Raw genomic sequence first — 23,031 nt, forward strand, 5'->3', positions numbered from 1 at the left:
GTTTTCTATAATTCCTAAACTTACTTAAACTCCCCGTTCTTAACCGGGGCTATATTAGCCTGGTACTCATTATGCAAAATTGTATGCAGGCTATCGACAATACCGGCATAAGCGGCTTGCTCAGCAATATTCATCTCTTCCCTGCCATCGACTGCATGGTCATACAGAGCACGTGTAATAACTTTATTATTCCTCGAATCAAGGAGTTCGGTATAACTATACCTTGATGTCTTTATGGTATAAGCATTTCTATTGTTGATCAGAACATGTTCTTTTCCCGCCCTGCTTAACTGTTCCATTAAAGGAACTATACTTTCTCCGTCGATGGTTCCATGCCCACCTCTTAAGTCACAAAGTTCAACTAGAGTCGGATATAGATCGACAAGCTCCACCAGGGCACCGGTACGACCTGATCGTTTGATGGCAGGGCACGAAATAATCAAAGGCACTTGTGCTGATGTCTGATGATACGTCCACTTGCCCCACTGTCCGTGTTCCTGCAGGTTATAACCATGATCTGAAACCAGGATCACGATTGTATTTCTATCCAGTTCCAAATCCTTCAGTTTTGTTATGATCTTTCCGACCAGAGCATCGACGTAGCTTACAGTAGCATAATAACCATGGATAAGAGAAAGGGCTGTTTCATCATCCACACGTTCACCAATAGGCGGTATACCGGTATATTGTCTCAGCTCGTATGACGGGAATTGCAAAGCTGCAGGCTCACTATCTGAAGCATGGCTATTAGCTGGTTCCTTTATCGACTGAAGCTGATAGTTTTCCCAATGTCTTTCGGGTGCATTAAAGGGCAAATGCGGACTGATAAAACCAGCCGTAAGAAAGAAGGGCCGATCATCATTTTTCAATTGCTCCAAATCACGCATTACTTTCCGGGTCATTAAACCGTCAATATAGGCAGAATCAGGCACGTTGGCCTTTTCATATGCAGGGCCGCGATTCGTTGCTTTGTATACTTCAGCATTTTCGTATAGCTGATAATCCCGCCAGAGTGATTCCCACCAGTCGGTTGGTTTCAAACCTTTAGGATTCGTCTCAAAAGCATAGGGGCGCCATACTTCATCCCAGTCCCTCATACGATCATCCAGGTGATGATAGATCTTACCATTGGAGATGGTCGTATATCCATTTTGCTTAAAAAGCTGTGGTAAAGTCAGTGCGTCCGGGGCATCGTCCTGTACAAAAGTTTTATAATCTCTGAATCGCTGCTGTGTTGGACGCAAGCCTGTTAACATACTGGCTCTTGAAGCCCCGCACACAGCAACATTACAATAGGCATTAGTGAACAGAATTCCCCTCGATGCCAGTGCATCAATATTTGGAGAGTGAATATGCGACTGCCCATAGCAATTGAGTTCCGGACGCAGATCATCCATGTACAACAGTAATACATTGGGCTTTTCAACCACCTTGCTACATGCTATTAGCAAGGTGATCAAAATGCTCAAAAAAACCACTCTATATACTGAAAAACTCATTATGCTTTTTTAAATGCTTATATGAAAATTAGTTATCCTTAAACTCACCAAAACTTCCGGGAATATTCCTGATATGCTTCTTCAATTCGTTCTGCATATCCAACAGAACAGCCTTGTATTCGTCGGCGTCCGCCAGGTTGTTTTGCTCTCCCGGATCAGCTTCCAGATCATATAACTGATCGGCAACAGCATAAGCCGGATAGCGTTTTGTTGCAGGAAATTCCGCATCTCCGCCACCCGGAATGATCTGTACGTGGCCAAAAGGCTTCATTGGATCCGTATTATTAGGCTCCTTACCCCTGATGGCTAGTCTTTTATTGTAGGCGTCTAATATTTCTGCCCGTTCTTCATTGGTAATATCTTTCACCCATCGCGGGTATCTTAATGCGATGTACTTGTATTTTCCTTTCCTCACGCCACGCGCATAACCAATCTCATAGTACATGGAGGCGTGCTTTTTACTATCTTTCCCTTCCAGTTCCTTAAAAAAACTTTGACCGTCCATCTCTTTCTTATCGGCTTTGGCTTTTACCATATCAATAATTGTTGGTAAGAAGTCAACATTGGATACCAGCTTCTCACTAATGTGCCCCACTTTAAAGCCACCGCTTTTCCATATCACGCTAGGATTAGCAGTTGCTCCCTGGTATACAGAACCTTTGGCATACTGTCCATGATCGTTAAAGAAGAAAATAACGGTATTATCAAATTTCCCCTTTTCTTTCAATGATTGGATAAGGGCACCAAGAGCATCGTCCATCCACAGGATATTGGCTGTTTTGTTGTTAATCGGTATTCCGGCTGCTTTCAAACGTTTTGGAATGGTCGAATGATGTGGCAATACATCAGGTGCTTCATCCAGAGTACCCGTTGGAATTATATGGCGATCTGCCTTCCATGAACGATTGGCTGCTGTTGGTCCGTGTGGCAATGTTGTCGCGAAATACAAGAAAAAAGGCTTCTCATCAGTCTTCTCAATAAAGTTAATGGCAGCTTCTGCAGACCAATCCAGGTTATGCACAGCCAGGCTCATAGGCCCGTTAAAATCCGGATTCTCATAATACAAACCTTCCGCATAGTCATAGCCATTTTTCAAATATGCTTGTTGTGTCAGCCTGTAATTCAGCCTTTGCTGTTTCAACACCTTGCTGTCGGCAGTATCTGCTGTTAAGGGTACTTTTTTCCATCCTTCCACTTCGTAAACATGGTTCTTGCCAACAGCACCGGTAAAATAACCTTCCTTTTGCAGTATACCGGCCATATTGGTTTCACCGGGCATAATATGCGTATTCCATTCAACCACACGCTGATTATCGTTTTTCTTTACCTGTTTGAGAAAGTCAGGATTTGTGGCGCGACTGGCATATTTACCTGTTAACACATTGAAACGGCTGGGCGTACAAACGGTAGCACTCACGTGCTGTCCCATCATGATGACCCCTTCATTGGCCAGCATGTCTAAATTGGGTGTCAGGTTTTTCCCCTTCCCTTCAGGTAAAAAATTAAACATATCACGCGTCATATCATCAGCAATAAAAAAGATGATATTAGGTTGTTGCTTTTGCGCATTAACTGACAAAACAGCCAGCCATGCCAATAAGATCAAGCTTGTATATTTAATCAACTTCATAGTTCTATTTCTCTGATCGGTAAATCGCATCCAGCCCTAAAACCAGGAAGCTGGCCGATGCATTCCAGTTAATAGCTATTTCATTTGTCGAATAGCTGCATGTTTCATCCAGGTAACTCATTGCAGGGTAACTTGACGGATAGTTGTCTTTACCACAATCCTGCTGTGCCTGTAAAGATGGACCACCAGCTAATAAACCAGGTATAGGTGCTTCAATACCATCGGCCTTGCAACGCCGGTCGTGCACATGCATCGGTGTTTTTGTTCCAAATCCTGTTACGAATGAATATCCAAGCGGATTAGCCCCCAGCATATATCCAATACATGCATCTGCGGCATGCAGGTATTTTTCATTTCCAGTCAACTGATAAGCATGAATAAACACCATGCCCTCATTGGCCAGTTCACTGTTGCTTCCCCAAGGAAACTTTGTAATAGAGATTCGGTAAGCCGATGTTTCATAGTCCCGGTAAAGCTTATCTGCTATTTTTAACAAAGCTTTCCCACTCTTTTTAGTTAATTCCTTGGCTTTTTCGGTGTCGTTTAACAAACTGTATAAACCCAGCGTATTGACACGTGCCCATTGCGGAACTGAAAACCTTTGTTCCTCGAAGCTGACTGCCTGACGGTACTCTTTTTGTCCAGTGGATAAAAACAACTCTGTAGCTGCCCAAAACCATTCATCATCTATCTTTTTATCATCGTACTGCCCTGTCTGAATATCACCAGGTTGCTTATACAAAACTGCAGGGTTCTTTAAGCTCCATTGCCACGCTGATTCAGCAGCTGACAAACATTTATCAGCCAAACCGGGATAAACACTTTCAAACGGTTTAATTACCCTGTAAGATTTGGCCATAGTAGCAGCGAAGTCAAGCGTTGCCGCGGTTGATTTCATAACCACATATCGCTCCAATGGATCTTTATGCGGCATAACCATCCCACAGAATCGTTTACTGCTTAGTTTATGGTACACTCCCCCATCGTTGGGGTCCTGCATAGTCAGCATCCATTTAAGGTTGATGATAGCTTCATTCAACACATCAGATGCTCCGTTCCCACTTTCAGGAATATTCAGGTTGATCGCTTGCGTATATTTTGGAAATGACTCACACAAATGCAATAAGGTGTATGTTGAAATGGCCGAATTAACAATATATTTACCATAGTCCCCGGCATCGTACCAGCCTCCAGGCGATGAAATGATCGTACCTTCAGGTCGCTCTTTGCTAGCCGCTGAAGCATGAATGATCACCTTGTCATCAGCATGACCCAAAGGACGGGCATAGATCCCTGCATATTGCTCTTTGACCGGTTCAGATACACGTGCCATATAATATGATTTCACAAGCGCATTGCCCAGTTCACTATAGTTGTCAGCATTGATACTGACCGAAACAGTTTCCTTGCTGCCTTCCAGTATCAATTCGTACTCTCCGGGAGCTGTTAATTCAGAAAACTCAGCATAGCAAACCGTGGTGCCCGAATGGGGCCAGTCTTTGGCAACTGTTGTTGTTCCTGATAACACCTCGTCTCCCTTATTATTTTGCAATTGAAAGGATTGACCGGCATGATCAGGAGTCAGGAATACACGTTTCACAGACTTGGGCATATAGCCAAATTGATTCTGCTGTTGAGCCCAGGCTGATGGTATTATTACCAAAGCCATTAAAACGATAATTATATGGTTAATTGTTCGCATAACGATCTACTTTACAACAAATGGAATACTTAGTAATTGATTAGTTTCAGATGAACCTCCAACCATCACCATAAACTCACCGGGATCAACCGTAGGTTTAAAATCTTTGTCCAGGTATTGGAGCATCTCAGGTGTCACGGTAAAGGTGATCTGTTGTGTTTCCCCGGCATTGAGATGGATACGGCGAAATGCCTTTAACTCTTTAACCGGTCTTGTCACAGGGCAATAGGTATCATTCAGGTACAACTGAACGATCTCTTCGCCATCTGTCATTGAAGTATTGGTTACTTCTACACGCACTTTTAATTCTTCATCGGCGCTTATTTTTTCTCTGGACAGTTCAAGGTTCTGGTATACGAAGGTTGAATAGCTCAGGCCATGTCCAAAAGGATACAATGGTGTTGACAGGTCATCAACATACTTGTGGAAGTAATGTGTTGGTTTGTGATTGTAAATACACAACTGATGGCCAACACTGCGAGGTATTGAAATGGGTAGTTTACCCGATGGGTTCACTTCCCCATATAAGATCTGTGCTATTGCCTGACCGCCAAAGCTGCCTGGCTCCCATGCCTCAAGAACAGCGGGAATATGTTCATCGATCCAACCGGTAGCTAAAGGTCGGCCATTCACCAAAATAACGATGGTAGGTGTTCCCGATGCATAAACAGCTTCTACCAGTTCCTGCTGTAATCCGGCCAAAGAAATATCTGAGCGTCCTGAATTCTCACCGCAGTTTTTATTACTCCAGTCCCAGCGGAATGAATTTTCACCCACAACGACAATGGCTAAATCTGATTTTGAAGCACGTATCTTAGCTTGCTTAACATGGTCAACGGTCACATCTTTAGGATTATTACCTACAGGGAAGAAATCGAAGGATGCTGCCTGGTCAATATTTTTCAGGCCTTCTAATACCGTAATGATATTTTCACCTGTTTGTTTGGCCGACCAATCGCCCAACAAAGTTTCATTATTGGCATTGGGACCGGTAACAAATATGTTTTTATACTTTCCTTTTTCAAGGGGCAATAATTGCTCATTCTTCAATAACACAACTGATTTTTGCGCTGCTTCAAGGGCTGTATTCTGATGCTCCTTATTGAAAAGTATGTCTGGTGTTTCCTGCTCATTTACAAAGGGATTCTCAAACAGGCCTAATCGGAATTTAGCTTCCAGCAGACGTTCCACACTTTCATCGATCCGCTTTTCTGATAAACGACCATCCTTAACCAACTGCACTATTGCTTCCAGAAAGTCAGGACCATGCATGTGCATATCCATTCCTGCTTTAACCGTTTGGTAACAAGCCTCAGTTTGGTTTTCCGCCACAAAATGACGGGTAGCCAGTCGTTCAATATCCATCCAGTCGCTCACAATAAAACCTTCAAAGCCCAATTCTCCTCTTAACACATCTGTCATCATCCACTCATCGGCGTGGCATGCAATACCATTTAACTCATTATGTGCGGTCATAACAGAAAACACACCGGCATCCACAGCAGCCTTATAAGGTGGTAAAAACACCTCACGGATAGTTCTTTCTGACAAATCTGTCGGTGCACCGTTAAGGCCATTCACCGATTCGCTTCCGGCTATCAGGTGCTTGGCGCAGGCTATCACATTAAAACTATCCGGATGTGTTGTATTTTGCAGTCCTTCAATCATGGCAACCCCCATTTCCGCCACTAAAAACGGATCCTCGCCAAATGTTTCACCAACGCGTCCCCATCGGGCTTCGCGAGCCACATCAACGTTTGGTGTAAAGGTCCATGCCGCACCTGTTGCACGCATTTCTCTGGCGGTTTCCACCGACATCTTTTTAACCAATGCTGTATCCCAGGTACTGGCTAAGCCAATGGGTGTGGGATAAACAGTTGCTCCATCCACTAAAGCTGTTCCATGAATGGCATCAATACCAATAAGCAAAGGAATTTTCAGGCGACTCTTTTGTGCCAGTGCTTGCAGATAATTGGCTTCTTTCACATCTACCACATGAAGAAAAGAGCCAATTAAGCCCTTTGTTACCAATTCCTCAACATCGCTAGAGTGCAGATCAGGATAAAATCCCTGGGCGTCACTCTTCTCCATTTCTTCTTTACTCAGGTCCTGCTCAGCCTTGCGCATATGTTCCAGACCAACATACTGACACATCTGTGCCACTTTCTCTTCAAGGGTCATGCGTGAGAGCAGATCATAAACCCGCTGCTGAACAGGTGCTGACGCATCAAGATAAACCGTATTTTCACTGATCTGATTCTGGCAGCCACTTATCCATAACACTAATAAGCAGGCTATTATATGGTACGATTTTAACATGGTTGTTCGTTTACTGTTGTGTATTAAGGTTAAGGGTTCTTTGGCATACAGGTGTGAGCGAGCTGAAGTGACAGTAATAACAACTGTCACTTCGCGTTCACTCAACATGTCAATTAAAATGCGATAACTCTTACTTAATAACCAGGATTTTGATCCTCGACACCAATGGCATTATTTGACTGAATGACAGTTGATGGAATCGGTAATAAAAGATTTCTCTCTACACTTGCCGCATCTGTTGGAAAGTAAAAATCATTGGCTGATTTAAAAATACCTTTACCATAAATATCCTGTCCTTCAGCTGATTTAATAAAATCAAGGTTGGCATTATGCTCATTGAACACCTTTGCCAGGTAATCAACGCCACGTCTTCTGACATCAAACCATGTATGCAACTCTCCTACCAATTCCACTAGGCGTTCATCCATTATAGCATCACGCAATTCATCCTGAGATGTAAAATCAGCAGTTGTATAATCTATTGGTAAGCCGGTATTGCCACTATTTCTGCTTCGCTCGCGAACTTCATTTAAATAATCGATAGCAGTTTGAGATAATGGATTTAGTTCATTTTCAGCTTCTGCGGCTATCAGGTACATTTCCGCGAATCGCGAAATAATAAAGTTATTACCTGCCGTATTACGGTTCAGTGAACCTGGATCATTCCATTTATTAATGCCAGGGTAAAACAAATAACTGGTTGCTTTTTCATCAATCTTGGTACCCTTTTTAACAGGATATGAAATGGCGATGGTACCGTTAGTGCGGTTCCAGTTAGTTAAAGCGCCCAGTTTCATACGCTCATCTTCAACGCCACCTACCGCGGCCAACATACGATCATAGGCTGCTCTCAGCACAATAACACGTCCCCATGAGCCAAAAGCTGCTCCTTCGGTTGTCAAATGAGGTCCTTTAATATTGGGGAACGCACATCCTCCATCAGGAACGGTAGCATAGGCCAGCTCAAATATTGACTCGGTTGAGAATTCTTTACTTAAATCAAACAGATCTTTATAGTTTGGCACCAAACTATATTTGTTGGAAGTAATGACTTCTACAGCATAATCACGAGCTTTTGTCCAGTCTGCACTGGCATTGCTTTCACTTGCTTTACGCAGGTACAGTTTAGCCAGAAAAGCTTTTGCGGCCCACTTTGAAGGCATAACACTTAAAGGCTGATCTTCATATAAGAAGCCCCAGGCTTCGTTTAAGTCCTTCTCTATTTGATCATAAACAACCTCTTTGCTTGCTCTTGGAACATGAGACTCTTCTTCACTCAATATAGGCTCCAGAATCATAGGAACGCCGCCGTACATACGCACGAGGTTAAAATAGCTGACAGCTCTTGCGAACAAAGCTACTCCCCTGGCATTTTTGGCGATATCATTATCTGGTACAGAATCAGTTGTTGAAATTACAAAATTAGCTGAAGCAACAGATTCAAACATTCCGTCATAGGTCTTATCAATCCATGCTGTACTTGGTGTCACCTTCATTTGCGCCAGGGGCTTTGCTGAGTTAGCACCGGTTCTTCTACCCGTTAATCCTGAGTGAAAACCAAGCACCTGATGCATCTGTGCACTATAATAATTATATGATCCAAGCGATTTAAGTACACCCAGCACAACTGCATTGGCTGACTCGGGCGTGGCATAAATATCTTCTACAGTTCTGGTATCATAAACCTCTTCTTCAAGCATATTCTCACAAGAAGAAAAAGTTAATAAAGCGATTATTATATATATAAAATTTTTCATTTGCTTACTTTTTAAATTCTCATTATTAATCAACTGCATAATAGCTCATTAAAAAATGATATTTACACCTCCAACATAAGACCTTACAGCAGGGAATGAGTTCATATCTATTCCTACTTTGCGTGGATTACCTCTAAAGGCATCTACTTCCGGATCAAAACCAGAATAATCAGTAAATGTCAGTAAATTGGTTCCTGTAGCGAATACTTTTATGCTCTGAATAAAGTTAACTTCAGGTGTCCATGTATAAGAAACCGTTACGTTACTTAATTTCAAAAATGAAGCATCTTCCACCCATCGGTCAGTGTAAACTGCTGAGAAGGTATTGCTCTGATAATCGAGACGAGGATGTGTATTACTTGGTGCATCAGTTCTCCATGCATTCAGGTAAGCATCTGCCAATTTGTTTGTACTTGGGTTATGGAAATTATTTGAACGTCCATAGTTGGCATTAAATACATCTCTTCCCTTAACACCTGTGAACAGGAAATTAAAGCTAAAACCCTTGTAATCAACGGCACCATTAAATCCGTATACAAAATCAGGATTAGGATCACCTATAATGGTCTGGTCTTTGTCGTCTATGTTTCCATCTGCTGCATCAGGAATACCGTCACCGTCTGTATCTTCTGTAAGCTGGTCAACAAACTTAATGTTACCGGCGGCTAATTCTTCACCATAGTATGTTGGCATCTCTCCGCTGTCAACATCCTCCTGCTGAATAATACCATCTGTCTGGTATCCATAGAATACACCAACAGCCTCTCCTTCTCTAAAGATGTTAACCGGATTTTTGATCTCTTCGTTATTACCGATCTGCTCTCCAAAGTAGGTTGCACCTCCCATATCCTTGATTTCATTGCGGTTAAGAGAGAAATTACCACCCAAACTTACGTTCCAGTTACTGTTTTGTACCAACGTTGCGTTTAAGCTAAGTTCAACACCTCTGTTTTGAACAGAACCAAGGTTAATCCATTGGTAAGCATAACCTGCCGATGCAGGTAATGTTACTCGTTGTAACTGATTTTTACTGTATTTATCGTATGCATCAACCGTCAGGTTTAACTTCTGATCAAAGAAACCTAAGTCCAGACCTACGTTAATCTGTTCTGATGTTTCCCAGGTCAGGTTCGGATTACCCAGACGTCCCGGCACTAATATTTTTTGTGCATTACCATTTTCATCAGGCTGGGTAGCAAAATTAAATGTACTGCGGGTCGCATAGGCCGGTACGTTACTACTACCTACCTGTCCCCATCCTGCTCGAATCTTCAGGTTTGAGAATATATTCAGGTTTTTGATAAAGCCCTCCTCACTCATTCGGTAAGCCGATGAGAACGATGGGAAGAATGCACCTTCCATGCCCTCACCCAACTTGTTGGAATAATCCTGACGACCCGTTGCTGTCAAATTCAATTTACCTTTGTAGCTATAGTTCATTCTAAAAAGCATAGAATGATACTTTATGTTTTGTTTGCTTGTATAGTCGATAACCTGCACAGCACCGCCATTCATGGCACCAGCTTCTAAATAATCATCAATAAAGAAGGAAGACGTTAGCTTATAACGATCTAAGATCTTTTGATCAGCCGTTCCTCCGATCGTACCATTAAAACGGTGCTTATCGAAATTGTAGTTAAACTTAATCAACAGATCGGCTACCCAGTGAAAACTCTCTGTTCCATACTTCTCCCCTAATCCATTTACTTCTTCACCTCTGCGAATACCGCGTCCGAAATAACGTGTACGTGTCTTGTTTTTGTAGTCTGAACCAAAACGGCCTTCCAGCTTGATATTCTTATGCAGGTCATAGTTTAAAGCAACCTTACTAACAAACAGGTTTTCAACACTTTTATCAGAGTGATCATTCAACCAGTTATCTGGTGAATTGTACATTTCATCCGGATCAAAATTACCTTCATCATCTAAAGCAACATTCTCCAGAGGCTGCGAAAATACAATAGAACCAACCATCGAGCGGTTACCTCCTAATATCTCCGTACCAACCGTCATATCATTTTCAATGCGTGCCGCATTAAAGTTGGTTGTTAACTTTAACTTGTCTGTGATCATGCGGTTATTATTCAAACGCATATCATACTTGGTAAAGCCTGTACTTTTAATTACACCATCAGAAGTCAAATATCCCATTGAGAAGAAGGTATTTGATTTTTCATCAGCCTTGGAAAAAGACAAACGGTGATTTTGAGTGAATGCAGGCTCAAAATACTCATCTTGCCAGTCGCGGGGTCTGATCTCCACTGAATCAGGATAAGTATATTTTAGCTCATCAGCCATACCATCAGCAACCCACTCCAATGAATCCATTTCATTCATGTAGTCTGCATATTGGTAACCATCCATCATTGGCAATGTCCTGTTCACTTCTGAATAGCTGAAACTATTACTATAGGTAATCGTTCCTTTCTTGCCCTTCTTACCTTTTTTGGTTGTAATAAGAATAACACCATTCGCTCCACGCGCTCCATAAATTGCTGTGGCCGATGCATCCTTTAAGATTTCCATATTTTCAATATCCTCTGGTGATAAGAAAGCGAATGGATTACTGGCTGTCATACCAATTGTACTTGATGCTCCTGCCACATCACCCTCTGTATCGAGGATCATTCCATCCACTACATATAGAGGCTGTGTACTACCTGACATTGAGCCATTACCACGTACCTGAATGTCAACAGCTCCTCCCGGAACACCAGAAGAATTCTTTACATAAACACCGGCTGCTCTACCCTGGATCAACTGATCGACTGAAGGCATCCCGGTTTCACCGGCATTTTTAAATGATACAGAGGCCACACTTCCCGTCAGGTCACTCTTTCTCATTTCACCATACCCAACAACAACAACCTCGTCCAAATCGGTAACATCCTCTCTTAATATTACCTTAAGTGTAGTTTTTCCCTTGGTACTGACTTCCTGGCTTGTGAAGCCAATAAACGAAAACACCAATACATCACTATCCGACTGCGTTTTAAGTGAGAAATCACCCTCCAGATTAGTAATGGTACCAATGGTTGTTCCTTTTATTGCTATAGATACACCCGGTAAACTGGCACCAGATTCATCCGTAACTTTACCCGTTACAGTTCGACCATCCTGTGCCGAACTAACAACAGAAATTAATAAGACCAATAAGCCTAAAAGTAATTTTTTCATCTGCTTAGATTTTTCTACGGTCGATTGAAACTGGTACATATGTATTAAATACCTGTTTCATGACCTGGATTTAAATCAATATTACACAGCAATATTAATTGACTTAGCCTGCACGCAAGATACAGAAATCGTTCTCAAAGGGTGGCATTTTGATTCGAATAAGATAACAGCGTGGACTCAAAGGTCTGCTTACAGAAGCTAAAAAACTCTAACTATCAAGGGATAGGTAAGTTTATGCGCGACGAATAACCAACATACTATCCTTTCTACCGGTCACCCTCTAAAAAAAATGCTGTCCAACAAAACCTGAACGCTTATTGTACCCCATGCGAATCATTTATACCCCCTTTTAAAACTTTATTCGATAGCCGTGTAAATACCATACCAATGCATGCTTTTATTGATTATATTTGATTCTGAATCCATAATACCATTTAAATGTCAGCTGCCAGAAAATACATATATCACTTTGTGCTAGTATGTTTCTTTTGTATAAATCCACATCTGTCCGATGCCCGGTTCGACTATCAATTTCAGCGCTTGTCGGTTGATGACGGATTAAAGAACAGCCGGGTAGTATCGGTTGTGCAGGATAAAGAAGGTTTTATGTGGATGGCAACCCATAACGGACTGGATAAATTCAATGGTGCCGATATAAAGCATTATTCCTTGTCCTCACCCGGAGGTTTTTCAACCAATGATGATATCATCAATTGTCTTGTTTTATCTGATAAATTCGACATTCTGTGTGGCACTAAAAGTGGTAATTTGTATGCCTACGACCGTAAGAAGGATGCCTTTTATACTGTGCTGCCGGTCGAACACAGCGATGCATTGTTCAACATCTATGAAATTTTAGCAGAAGACGAACAAAACATATGGATTGGCACAACAGGTGGCCTCTATCATTTTGATATGCTAACACAAAAAATAAATGCGGTTGAGTCCATTACCGATGGTATTAATGCCATTATTCCATACAATAATGACTTTATATGGGTGGGAACTAAAAAGGGTCTGTATTTACTCAATAAGAAAAGCAAAACTGCTGAGCCCCTCCAGGTCGATAACAGCCTTAGCCAACACTTGAGAAACATTGATATATTAACATTATACCAGACCAATGACACCCTTTTACTGGGTACCCGTGCTTCGGAGGTACTTATGTTCAAAGCGAGTGGCAGTCAGCTTAAATTACTTAGCAGTAATATTTTCAGCCGCAATGAGAAACGGTTTCCGGTAACTGATATATTACACACCCCTGATCATCAACACTATGCCATTGGTGTTGATGGCATTGGAGTTTTTATCACTGATTTACAATTGAATGAAGAGGAATCATACATCGCCGATGACAACAACCCTAATTCTCTGTCTTCCAACGGTGTTTATGAATTATATTACAGCCATGATAATATATTATGGGTAGCTACTTATGGCGGTGGTATTTGCATCGGCGATCCCAATAAGAAAAAGTTCAATGTGTCGCGTCGTATTCCACACATTTATAACAGTCTTCGAAATAATATGGTGAATACCATCATAGAGCATGATGGAGATATGTGGTTTGGCACCAAAACCGGTATCAGCATATATAAGCCTGAAACAGACAGATGGAGGCATGTTCCTGCTTTAAAGAAAAACCAGGAGAAACCATTTCATGTGATGTCCATGTGCCAGGGTAAAGATGGAGCCTTATGGGTAGCAACCTATGGTCGCGGACTTATAAAGATCAATCCCAAAACATTGCGAAAGAAGTGGTTCAATAAATCATCAACAGACAGGCATTATACACAAACGAATCATTTGTACCAGGTCATAGCCGATAAAAAAGGACGCATCTGGACCGGTGGTATCTGGGGTGGCGTCAGTGTTATTGATGAAGCAAACTCCATTACTCATGATGTCAATATCACAAATGTTCGTTCACTTTGCGAATACAAAGACAAAGTACTCATTGGCACTCTATTTGGCTTATTTATCGTTGATAAAAACACAATGGAAGTAACACGTCCTGAAGACCGCTTGCTGATTAAGAGCCGTATTATCGCTATGAGCATACATCCGTCAAAAGACATCATCATGTTAGGAACCGATGTCAATGGCCTGCTTGAGTGGGATATGACCACTGACTCCATACGGGCTTTTGACAAAAGCCTGCTTCCTTCCAATTACATACGCAGTATTATCTGGGACAAACAGGATCGCATGTGGGTCAGTTCGACCGGTGGATTATCTGTTCTTAATGATTCAACTCAGACCTTTGACAGCTACAATATCAGTGATGGTCTGGCCAATACTGAGTTTAATGAAAATGCGGCATGCCTGCACTCATCCGGACAGGCAATTTTTGGTGGACCCAAAGGTATTTCATGGTTTCATCCTGATAAAATCACTAAATCAGTTCAGGTTACAACACCAATATTAAGTGCTGTCAAATTATTTGGACAAGAACTGTCAATTACTGAAGACGGCCCATTGACTGAGAACATTAATTCACAGAAAAACATTTCCTTAAAACATGACCAAAACTCGCTTAGCTTTGAATTTGGTGCCATTTGTTACACCAATCCCAATAAGATAAAATACAAGTGGAAACTGGATGGGTTTGAAGAGCAATGGAATGGTCCTACTTCTGTACGTGAGGCCATATACTCAAAACTGCCACACGGCAGCTATACCTTGCTATTGATGGTCACAAACGATGATGGTATATGGCAACCAAGTGTTAAAAGCCTGTCAATTGATGTTGCACCCCCTTTTTGGAAAACACCATGGGCCTTTGTGCTATATGCGTTTATTCTATTGGGTCTGATACTCCTTAATTTACATTACTACCACATCATCATCCAGGAGCGGCATTCCAGCGAAAAGCAGCAGTTTTTCATTTCCATCGCTCATGATCTGAGAACGCCTTTATCCTTAATTAAACTTCCGGTGGAAAAAATGGTGGAAGATGGTGCCAAGAGCGAAGATGAGAAGCGTAACTTAAGCCTTGTGAAACGTAATGTCGACCGACTGACCAACCTGGTTAACCAATTACTCGACTTTCAGAAAGCAGATCTGCAAAAAATGCACCTGCAGGTAGAAGACACCAACCTGGGGCATTTTATTAAAGAGCGGATCGAATCGTTTACTCCATTGGCCACTGAAAAGCAGATTGATGTTAAATTCTCATTACCCGAAGATCTGGTGCTTTGGTTTGACCGCAGTAAATTAGAAAAAGTAATGTTTAACCTGCTTTCCAATGCCTTTAAATACACACCAAACGGGGGTAATATTGCAGTTGAGATCGAGCAAAGTGGAAAGTACGCCATTATACATGTTAAAGATACGGGTGAAGGAATACCGGGTAATCAACAAAAAAACATCTTTCAACGCTATTACCGTGCCACCAATGCCATTAACTCAAAGGAAGTAGGCAGCGGCGTTGGTTTAATGTTAAGTAAGCAACTGGTTGAATTGCACAAAGGTAAGATCAGCTTTAAGAGCGAATATGGAAAAGGTTCAGTCTTTAGTGTGAAACTACCAATGGGTGAAAGCCATTTTACCAATGAAGAGATTAAACAAAATGAAATGACGGATGAACCGTTGCTGCCGATCGTTAATACAAGCGAAGCCGGTCCTGTGCAAGTGACCGATGGTCCAAAACTGTTGCTGGTTGAAGACAATCCTGAGCTACTTGATAACCTGGCCATTGAATTAAGCAGCTCTTACCAGGTCATTAAAGCCAGTGACGGGCAAGAAGGAGTAGAAAAAGCTCTGGATGTGATACCGGATATTATCATCTCTGATGTAATGATGCCCAATATGAACGGACACCAGCTGTGTGTTAAACTCAAAAGTGATATAACCACCTGTCATATTCCGATAATACTGCTAACAGCCCTTGATTCACCTGATTATAAACGAGAAGGCCTTGAGCACGGAGCTGACGCTTATCTTGAAAAGCCATTTGACATAAAGCTTCTCAGAGCCCAGATTAGTAATTTAATTAAGAACCGCAGACTGCTTCAACAGCGGTTTCTGGAGCCATCAACCAGGGTTGAGGAAGTATCAACCAACAACACCGACAAAGCGTTCTTAGAGCAAATCGAAAGCTATGTGCTTAAAAATATTGACAGTGAAAAGTTAAGTGTTGAAAATACAGCTAAAGAACTTGGCATGAGCAGGCCGGTTCTCTATCGTAAAATAAAATCGCTGACCGATGTATCGCCTCAGCAGTTTTTAATGACCATTAAACTCAAAGAAGCGGCCCGCATAATGAAAGAAGAGGAGAAAAACATTAGCGAAACAGCTTATATGATCGGTTTTACCGACCCTAAGTACTTTAGCCAGACTTTTAAAAAATACTTTGGTGTTACACCAAGTCAGTATTTGAAGAATTGATGAGGTATTAATTTTACAGCGTAGTGGTTATTGGAAACCGGATATCCAAAACACTTCTATAACACGCTACAAGTTAGATTAATAAAAAAAATGTGCGTAAATTGAATAAAATTGCTTGAGTGACGCTATGCACTTGATCCCACCATTCAATAAATTATGGAAGCACTCGATAGTAAAGCGGTTATCTCGATGATGTTTATAGGGCAAACGCTCTCAATAATCATCTTCTCATACTATCTGATCAGCTACCGGAATGTTGACTCACAAATTAAAATTTATACCATTGGAAAAGGCCTGCAGGCCTTCGGACCGTTATTATCATTGCTCTTTGCTGATGATCTTAACCCCTTAATAATGGCGCTTACCGTTATTTTCTTTTATCCTGGAATTGCCATAGAAGCCTATTGTCTTGTATATTTCAAGCAGAAAAAAGCCACAAATAAGCTTATCCTGTTATTATCAGCGAGTGCCCTGGCCCTTATTATTTACATGCCTGTTTCAGACAATGTAATGCTTAGGGTAATTGTGAGCTCTGTCTATTATTCGTTTATTTTCTTCTTCATTTTCATTAAATCGGTATTACCTAGGGGGAATACTAATATTCAGAGACTTGTTGGTTGTATTGCCTTGCTTATCTTCTTAATAAATATCGCAAGAGGTCTTTCTTCAGCCTTCTCCAGTCAAAAGCTGGAGCTATTTGCCCAGGAACTGCCACAAACACTTTTCCTTCTGGCATTTGTTATTGTATCATTTACTTTTCCCTTGCTTTTTTTATTGATCCTCCAGGAAAGAAACATGCAGAAGCTTCATGAACTGAACATGACCAAAGACAAGATCTTTAAGATCATTGGTCATGATCTGCGAGCTCCAATCTGTCAGATGGTACAGTTCTCTGAACTGCTCGAAGACAGTTTTGATAAGATCGGTAAAAAAAAGCTGATTCATTTTATCAGGGACCTGAACACCTCATCCATCAGGAGTTTCTACCTGCTTGAGAACCTGTTAAACTGGGCACTCTCTAATACGGGGCAATTACATCATCATCCTGAGGATATAAATATTAAAGAGTTGATTAACGATAATGTGATGTTACTTAATAAGCAAGCTGCAGATAAACAAATTACCATATCGGTTAATGCTCACTATTCCGGCACTATCATTGCTGACAGAAACATGCTGGGCACAGTTATCAGAAACCTTTTATCAAATGCCATTAAGTTCACTTATCCCAAAGGAACGATTGAGGTTCATTGTACAAATGAAGCAGATAAACTACGGCTTGACATCCGGGACTCAGGAATGGGAATTTCGCAGGAATCAATGGCGTCATTATTCAATGTTGACAATAACCAAACAAGCCTGGGAACTAACAACGAACGGGGCACCGGCATTGGATTGATATTATGTAAGGAATTTATCCATAAGCACAGCGGAAGTATATGGGCAGAAAGTGAGCCCGGGAAGGGCTCGACTTTTAGCTTCCTGTTACCCTTATCAAAGGTATCAAAACAGCCCTGACAGCAATAGCATATCACTCATAGCTATTCGCTTATATAAGTCTTGTACCTGTCATTGAGAAACGCAGCGGCTTTATCGCGCCATTGTCTGATTTCGTTTTGATACTCCTCTTTATGAATCAGGCTAACTGTTTCTTCCCTATCATTGACGTAATCATATAATTCTTCATCCTCGATCAATTCAACGGTAAATGGCTTGTCAGAACGATATTTATCCTTTAGCCAAACAACGTATCGGAATCGTTCATTACGAAACGCATAGCCGTTTAAAGTGCCCCGGCGATGAAACTGACTAACTGCAAAATCCTTCACCTTTGTCTCCTTTTTCTTAAGAAGAGGCAGCAAACTTTGACCTTCCAGCTCACCTGGTTGAGACAAACCTGCCAAATCACATACCGTAGGGAAGACATCAATAAATTCAGTGGGTGAATGTGTCTGTCCCACATACTTATCACCCAATGATAGTATTAACGGTGAACGGGTTGCCTGTTCATAATTCGTATGTTTACACCAGATATCATGATCGCCCAGGTGCCATCCGTGATCACCCCATAATACTACAATTGTATTTTCCCTGAGGCCCTTTTCATCTAGATAAGACAATAAATCACCGATTTGCTGATCGATAAACGAAACACAGGCATAATACCCATGGATAAGTTCCTTTTGCTTTTCCGCAGGTATAGGCGTATTAAAATCGCCTGGTACATCTTCATATTGTGAACGTACCTCCCACCCCGGCTGACCGGCATATGCAGGCGCTCCTTCCGGCATCTGTTGAAAAGCTGGTAATACAATATCTTCCCGCTGATACAGATCCCAATATTTCTTTGGCGCCGCGAAAGGCAGGTGAGGCTTGTAAAAACCCACGGCCAGGAAAAACGGTTCATTATTACCGGCCATTGCATCAAGTAAGTGCTTTCCTCGCTCTAAAACCCGTCCATCCATGGTGGTGCTGTCGTGTACATCGGCACATTCTGTTGATACCCGCCTTTGCTCCAGCATATATCCACCACCAACTACACTTGAGCCTTTGGTTCCCTCGTATGGAATACTCCATGACACCGCATCATGCCCTTCATCAACTGAACGGGCGTCAAACACCTTACCTACAGCAGCTGTCTGATAGCCATTTTGCTTAAAATACTGCGGCATACTAATAATGTCAGGATTCATATGCCGAATCATCGTTTTCAGATCCCACACACGGGTATAATCAGGTCGGCGGCCTGTTAAAAGACTGGCACGTGTAGGTGCACAGACAGCCTGCTGACAATGGTTGTTTTTAAATACAAAACCGCTGGCGGCTAATTTATCAAGATGTGGGGTACTGATCTCCGGCATGTCGTAACAGGCACCAACAGGCTTTAGATCATCGACAGCAATTAAGAGAACATTCTTCACCTGCCCCTGTGACAGTTGATATATCACAACAAACAGGAGAATTGTAACACCCCGTAAAAATAGATTCTTCATACTATATGATTTAAGCTTTAACTGTATATTATTGTGGAGACAAACATGCGCCTTATACTATTCCCACTTACTCTTGTTTTTCTTGGATTTGAAATAAGCGTTTACCTCCTCGCGCCATTCGACGATCAATTGTTTTAGTTCCTGAGCGATCTGTGGTTCTTTCCGGGCAATGTTGTTTTGCTCACCCATATCATCCTGTAAGTTATACAATTCAACCCGGTTTTGCTCATAAAAGTCAATCAGCTTATAAGGGCCTTTGCGTACTGCTGTGCTGTAATAATCACCGGTGCGGGTTGGCCGCGCCACTGAATTGTGCCAAAAGACCGGGCGCTGCGATAAGTCCTTAGCAGCTTGTCCCTTCATAATACCCGCAAAACTTACACCGTCTACATGCTGTTGAGGCTCTTGGCGGATGCCAGCCATATCCAATAATGTCGGATACAGATCAGCACCTGTTACAACGGCATCTGACAAACCACTACGATCCATAGTTTTAACACCTTTAATAATCAGTGGTACCCTGACACCGCCTTCGTATAAATGACCTTTACCAGCCCTTAAGGGATAATTGGAAGTAGCCAGTAAACGGTCTTCAGTACCGGTGTTTGAGAGACCTCCATTATCGGAAAAAACAACAACAATGGTATTGTCCGCAACCTTAAGTTTGTCCAGTGCCTTTAAAACTTTTCCCAAACTATTGTCGACACTATGTACCATGGCGGCATATGTTGCATTGTCCTGACGCATTTTGGTTTGACCATTGCTTTCATCCATCATCTCCGGTAAATCAAACTCAATCGCATTTATCTTTTCCTGATAACGACTGACATCTTTTGCCTTAGCTTCAATAGGCTCATGCACCGCATAATGCGATAAAAAGGCGAAAAACGGCTGATCAGATTTACTTTTAAGGTGCTGATTAATGTAAGCAATGGTCTCATCGGTTAAACGGTCGGTCAGGTATTCCCCTTCCTGTCCATCTTCCAGATGAGGGATTGGCTCCTTAAACTGATGGTGGGGAGGTTCATTATAGGGGTAGAAATAAGAAATAGGAGCACCGGCATCACCGCCTCCGATATTTACATCAAATCCCTGTACCTGTGGATAACTTTCTCCCTTCATGGCCAAATGCCATTTGCCGGCAAAAAAGGTTGCATAACCAGCTTGTTTAAAAGCTTCAGCAATGGTAAACTCTGACAATTGCATTTTACCCGGACCCGGTCTTCTTATTCGCGCCGGATAACGCCCAGTCATTATAGAATAACGTGATGGTACACAACGCGGATGGGTGACATAAGCGTTCGTAAACTGCATGGCTTCTCCTGCCAGCTGATCCATATTGGGTGTTTCATAGACCTCAGAACCATTATAAGAAACATCCATCCAGCCAAGATCATCTACCAGGAAAAAGAGCACATTGGGCTCCATTGCTTTATTATGTTGAGCCCTGGCAGGCTTTCCTGCCAACAGGATCAGACTGAAAAGTAAATAAACTGTTATCTGTTTCATATCATTACTTAATAAATTACTACTTTCCTTACCTTATTCTCTGTTTGAATAATATACATCCCGGCACTCAAGTGAGCTACCGGAATTACATGTTCATTTCCACGTTCTATTTCAAGGCCGTTTATTGAATACAACCGCCAGTTAAGCACCGGAACTGTTGCTTCTATTTCAATGCTCTTGCCCGCAGCATTGTATCGGATATTAAACGCTTCCTTCACACCCGGTAACAAGGCTGTTGGCAGCATATCTTTTGAAATACTTATCACTGAAACAGAATAAGCAGGCAGGCTTATTGTACCTGTGTTGTTTTGAGTTACAAAAGCTTGCCCGGGAGAGTTATAGGGCGTGTTCAATACCTTATCCACATCCTCATGAAAATATTCCAGTGTATAATCGCCTGAATAGGCTTGCCCGTCAAAGCGAAGGTCTACTGTCGCCGATTCAGGCAGTTTATTCACTGCGAAAACCTTTACCTCATCACCATGATCAATGGCACGCGCGTTTACAGCAGGCAGCCCCGGTATAAGTTCGGCACTTGTGCTCAAGGCAGTGTATACATCTCTGTTAAGGAATACATCAAATAGTTTGGCGTAAACCACACCGTTGGCTGTGAGTACCATTTCTGTGTTAATGTTATAGGTCAGTGTCGATTCATGATAAGCATCGTTCTTGAATAACATATGAATACCTGCCTGTCTGACAAGTTCTTCCTGTTCAATAGCCAGAAACATATCGGTCACTGACAAAGTCTGGATAAAATTAACCGGAGTACCATCGGATAACACATTCCATTCACTCATCAAAAGCGGTTTATTGCCAAACAGCTCTTTATAGGCTGTCAGTCTTTCCATGGTCGTTTTATAGGCACTCAACATGGTGAAGGCTGATGAAGGGTTCAGTAAAAAGGTATTGGTTTGAATATAGCCGTGCATAACTGTTGCATCATAATAATCCTGATTCGCTAAATTGTAATTCCAGTCACCTGCCTCCCAACCGTCATGGCGTATATTAACAGCAACATTAACATCACTCTTCACCTCTTTCAGCCCGCTTGCCAAAGCCCGGGTATGCGAAATGTAATTTTCTTCCGAATCGACCTGACCAATCCCCTGGGTACCGATGAAGTAATTCTCATTGCCCATTTCAATCCACGCTATATTGAGACCACCGTTTATCCTGTCAAGCAAACGCTGTTTAGCCACATCCACCGTTTCTGAAATAACATTGAACATTAAGGTTGAACTGGCTCCCTGCTCTAGTGAAAAATCTTCATATGCCTGGTAACCAAACCGATGATCCATACTGTATCCCTTATCATATGAGTATTGGTTTTCGTAGTACCCATCACGTCGCCAATCATAAAAATTACCCACTGTCCCACCCGGGAAACGCATATTGGTCATTGGAAAATGGGTGCGGATTACCTGGTGTACTTCATCATCGGCCCATCCGTAATCTGACCATGTAAAATGGGTATTGGAACTTAGCTTATCATTATTAAAGGGACGTTTTTCGGCACTGTTGATGTCCAGGTAACAAGTCTTATCGGCTGGAATAGCGAAGGGAAACTCGAGAGCCGGTGTTGTCGGGGCTGTGCTCAACAGCCGGGGGTTCTTTACCAGCATGTTTCCGGTAGCACTTTGTATACCAAATTCGATGGTAATTTGTGTTTCCGAATTCTTCTCCACTTTTATACCGCTGGTTACCCACATGTCTTGCAGGGGATTGAAGAAATTAAGTACCTGTAACTTACTTCCATCACTTTTGTATAGTTTAAACTTGGGGGATTTATAGCTTACATCTCCGCATACAATCGCATTGAAAAAGACATCGGCTACCAGGTAAAATGTTTTTGTATCAGCAGGTATATTAAGCGTTAAGCTGGCTTTTTCATAGGATGATGCAGAGCCGTTTATCTCTATCTGATTACCTGATTGACTGACACCCGAACTATAGGTCCAGCTTTGCGTTATGAACGATATATCTGCAATTGTAGCATCAGCGATAAGTGAAATGCTTAGCAATAAACCCAAAGCAATAATTTGTTTCATGGCTG

Annotated in this window: 11 protein-coding genes; 2 read left to right on the forward strand and 9 right to left on the reverse strand. The window is 41.9% G+C overall.

Translation table 11 applies throughout. The annotated features are described in order from the left end of the window. Positions 1-20 precede the first annotated feature (20 nt). From ACRD69_RS17910 to ACRD69_RS17935, 6 genes are read right to left on the reverse strand one after another with little or no spacing between them, the layout of a single operon-like run. Positions 21-1,499 (reverse strand): sulfatase, encoded by a 1,479-nt coding sequence (locus ACRD69_RS17910; protein ID WP_430816501.1) that lies wholly within the window; start codon positions 1,497-1,499, stop codon positions 21-23. Between the two features lie 28 nt (positions 1,500-1,527). Further along, positions 1,528-3,129 carry a sulfatase family protein gene (locus ACRD69_RS17915; protein ID WP_430816502.1) on the reverse strand — a complete coding sequence of 534 codons (1,602 nt, stop codon included), beginning with the start codon at positions 3,127-3,129 and terminating at the stop codon, positions 1,528-1,530. A 4-nt stretch (positions 3,130-3,133) separates the two neighbouring features. Then, positions 3,134-4,831 carry a glycoside hydrolase family 9 protein gene (locus tag ACRD69_RS17920; RefSeq protein WP_430816503.1) on the reverse strand — a complete coding sequence of 566 codons (1,698 nt, stop codon included), beginning with the start codon at positions 4,829-4,831 and terminating at the stop codon, positions 3,134-3,136. A gap of 6 nt (positions 4,832-4,837) precedes the next feature. Next, complete coding sequence (locus ACRD69_RS17925) at positions 4,838-7,255, reverse strand: glycoside hydrolase family 3 N-terminal domain-containing protein (RefSeq protein WP_430816504.1); 2,418 nt, start codon at positions 7,253-7,255, stop codon at positions 4,838-4,840. A 29-nt stretch (positions 7,256-7,284) separates the two neighbouring features. Next, a complete protein-coding gene (locus ACRD69_RS17930) occupies positions 7,285-8,907 on the reverse strand; it encodes a RagB/SusD family nutrient uptake outer membrane protein (protein ID WP_430816505.1) in 1,623 nt (540 codons plus the stop codon). Between the two features lie 48 nt (positions 8,908-8,955). Next, positions 8,956-12,084, reverse strand: a complete 3,129-nt coding sequence (locus tag ACRD69_RS17935; protein WP_430816506.1) for a SusC/RagA family TonB-linked outer membrane protein — start codon at positions 12,082-12,084, stop codon at positions 8,956-8,958. A 438-nt stretch (positions 12,085-12,522) separates the two neighbouring features. Here ACRD69_RS17935 and ACRD69_RS17940 point away from each other — a divergent pair, with 438 nt between their 5' ends. Next, complete coding sequence (locus tag ACRD69_RS17940; RefSeq protein ID WP_430816507.1) at positions 12,523-16,473, forward strand: hybrid sensor histidine kinase/response regulator transcription factor; 3,951 nt, start codon at positions 12,523-12,525, stop codon at positions 16,471-16,473. A gap of 156 nt (positions 16,474-16,629) precedes the next feature. After that, entirely contained in the window at positions 16,630-17,991 is a 1,362-nt protein-coding gene (locus ACRD69_RS17945) for a sensor histidine kinase (protein WP_430816508.1), read from the forward strand. 23 nt (positions 17,992-18,014) lie between these two features. On the opposite strand, the gene ACRD69_RS17950 is transcribed toward ACRD69_RS17945, so the two are convergent. Genes ACRD69_RS17950 through ACRD69_RS17960 form a run of 3 tightly spaced genes read right to left on the reverse strand, consistent with a single transcriptional unit; the run spans position 18,015 to position 23,026 of the window. After that, positions 18,015-19,466, reverse strand: a complete 1,452-nt coding sequence (locus ACRD69_RS17950; protein WP_430816509.1) for a sulfatase — start codon at positions 19,464-19,466, stop codon at positions 18,015-18,017. 57 nt (positions 19,467-19,523) lie between these two features. After that, entirely contained in the window at positions 19,524-20,975 is a 1,452-nt protein-coding gene (locus ACRD69_RS17955) for a sulfatase (RefSeq protein ID WP_430816510.1), read from the reverse strand. Between the two features lie 8 nt (positions 20,976-20,983). Then, positions 20,984-23,026: a hypothetical protein gene (locus ACRD69_RS17960; RefSeq protein ID WP_430816511.1), complete on the reverse strand. Its 2,043-nt coding sequence runs from the start codon at positions 23,024-23,026 to the stop codon at positions 20,984-20,986. Between the last annotated feature and the right edge of the window lie 5 nt (positions 23,027-23,031).

This window comes from Carboxylicivirga agarovorans (assembly GCF_050589845.1).
Classification (GTDB): Bacteria; Bacteroidota; Bacteroidia; order Bacteroidales; family Marinilabiliaceae; genus Carboxylicivirga; species Carboxylicivirga agarovorans.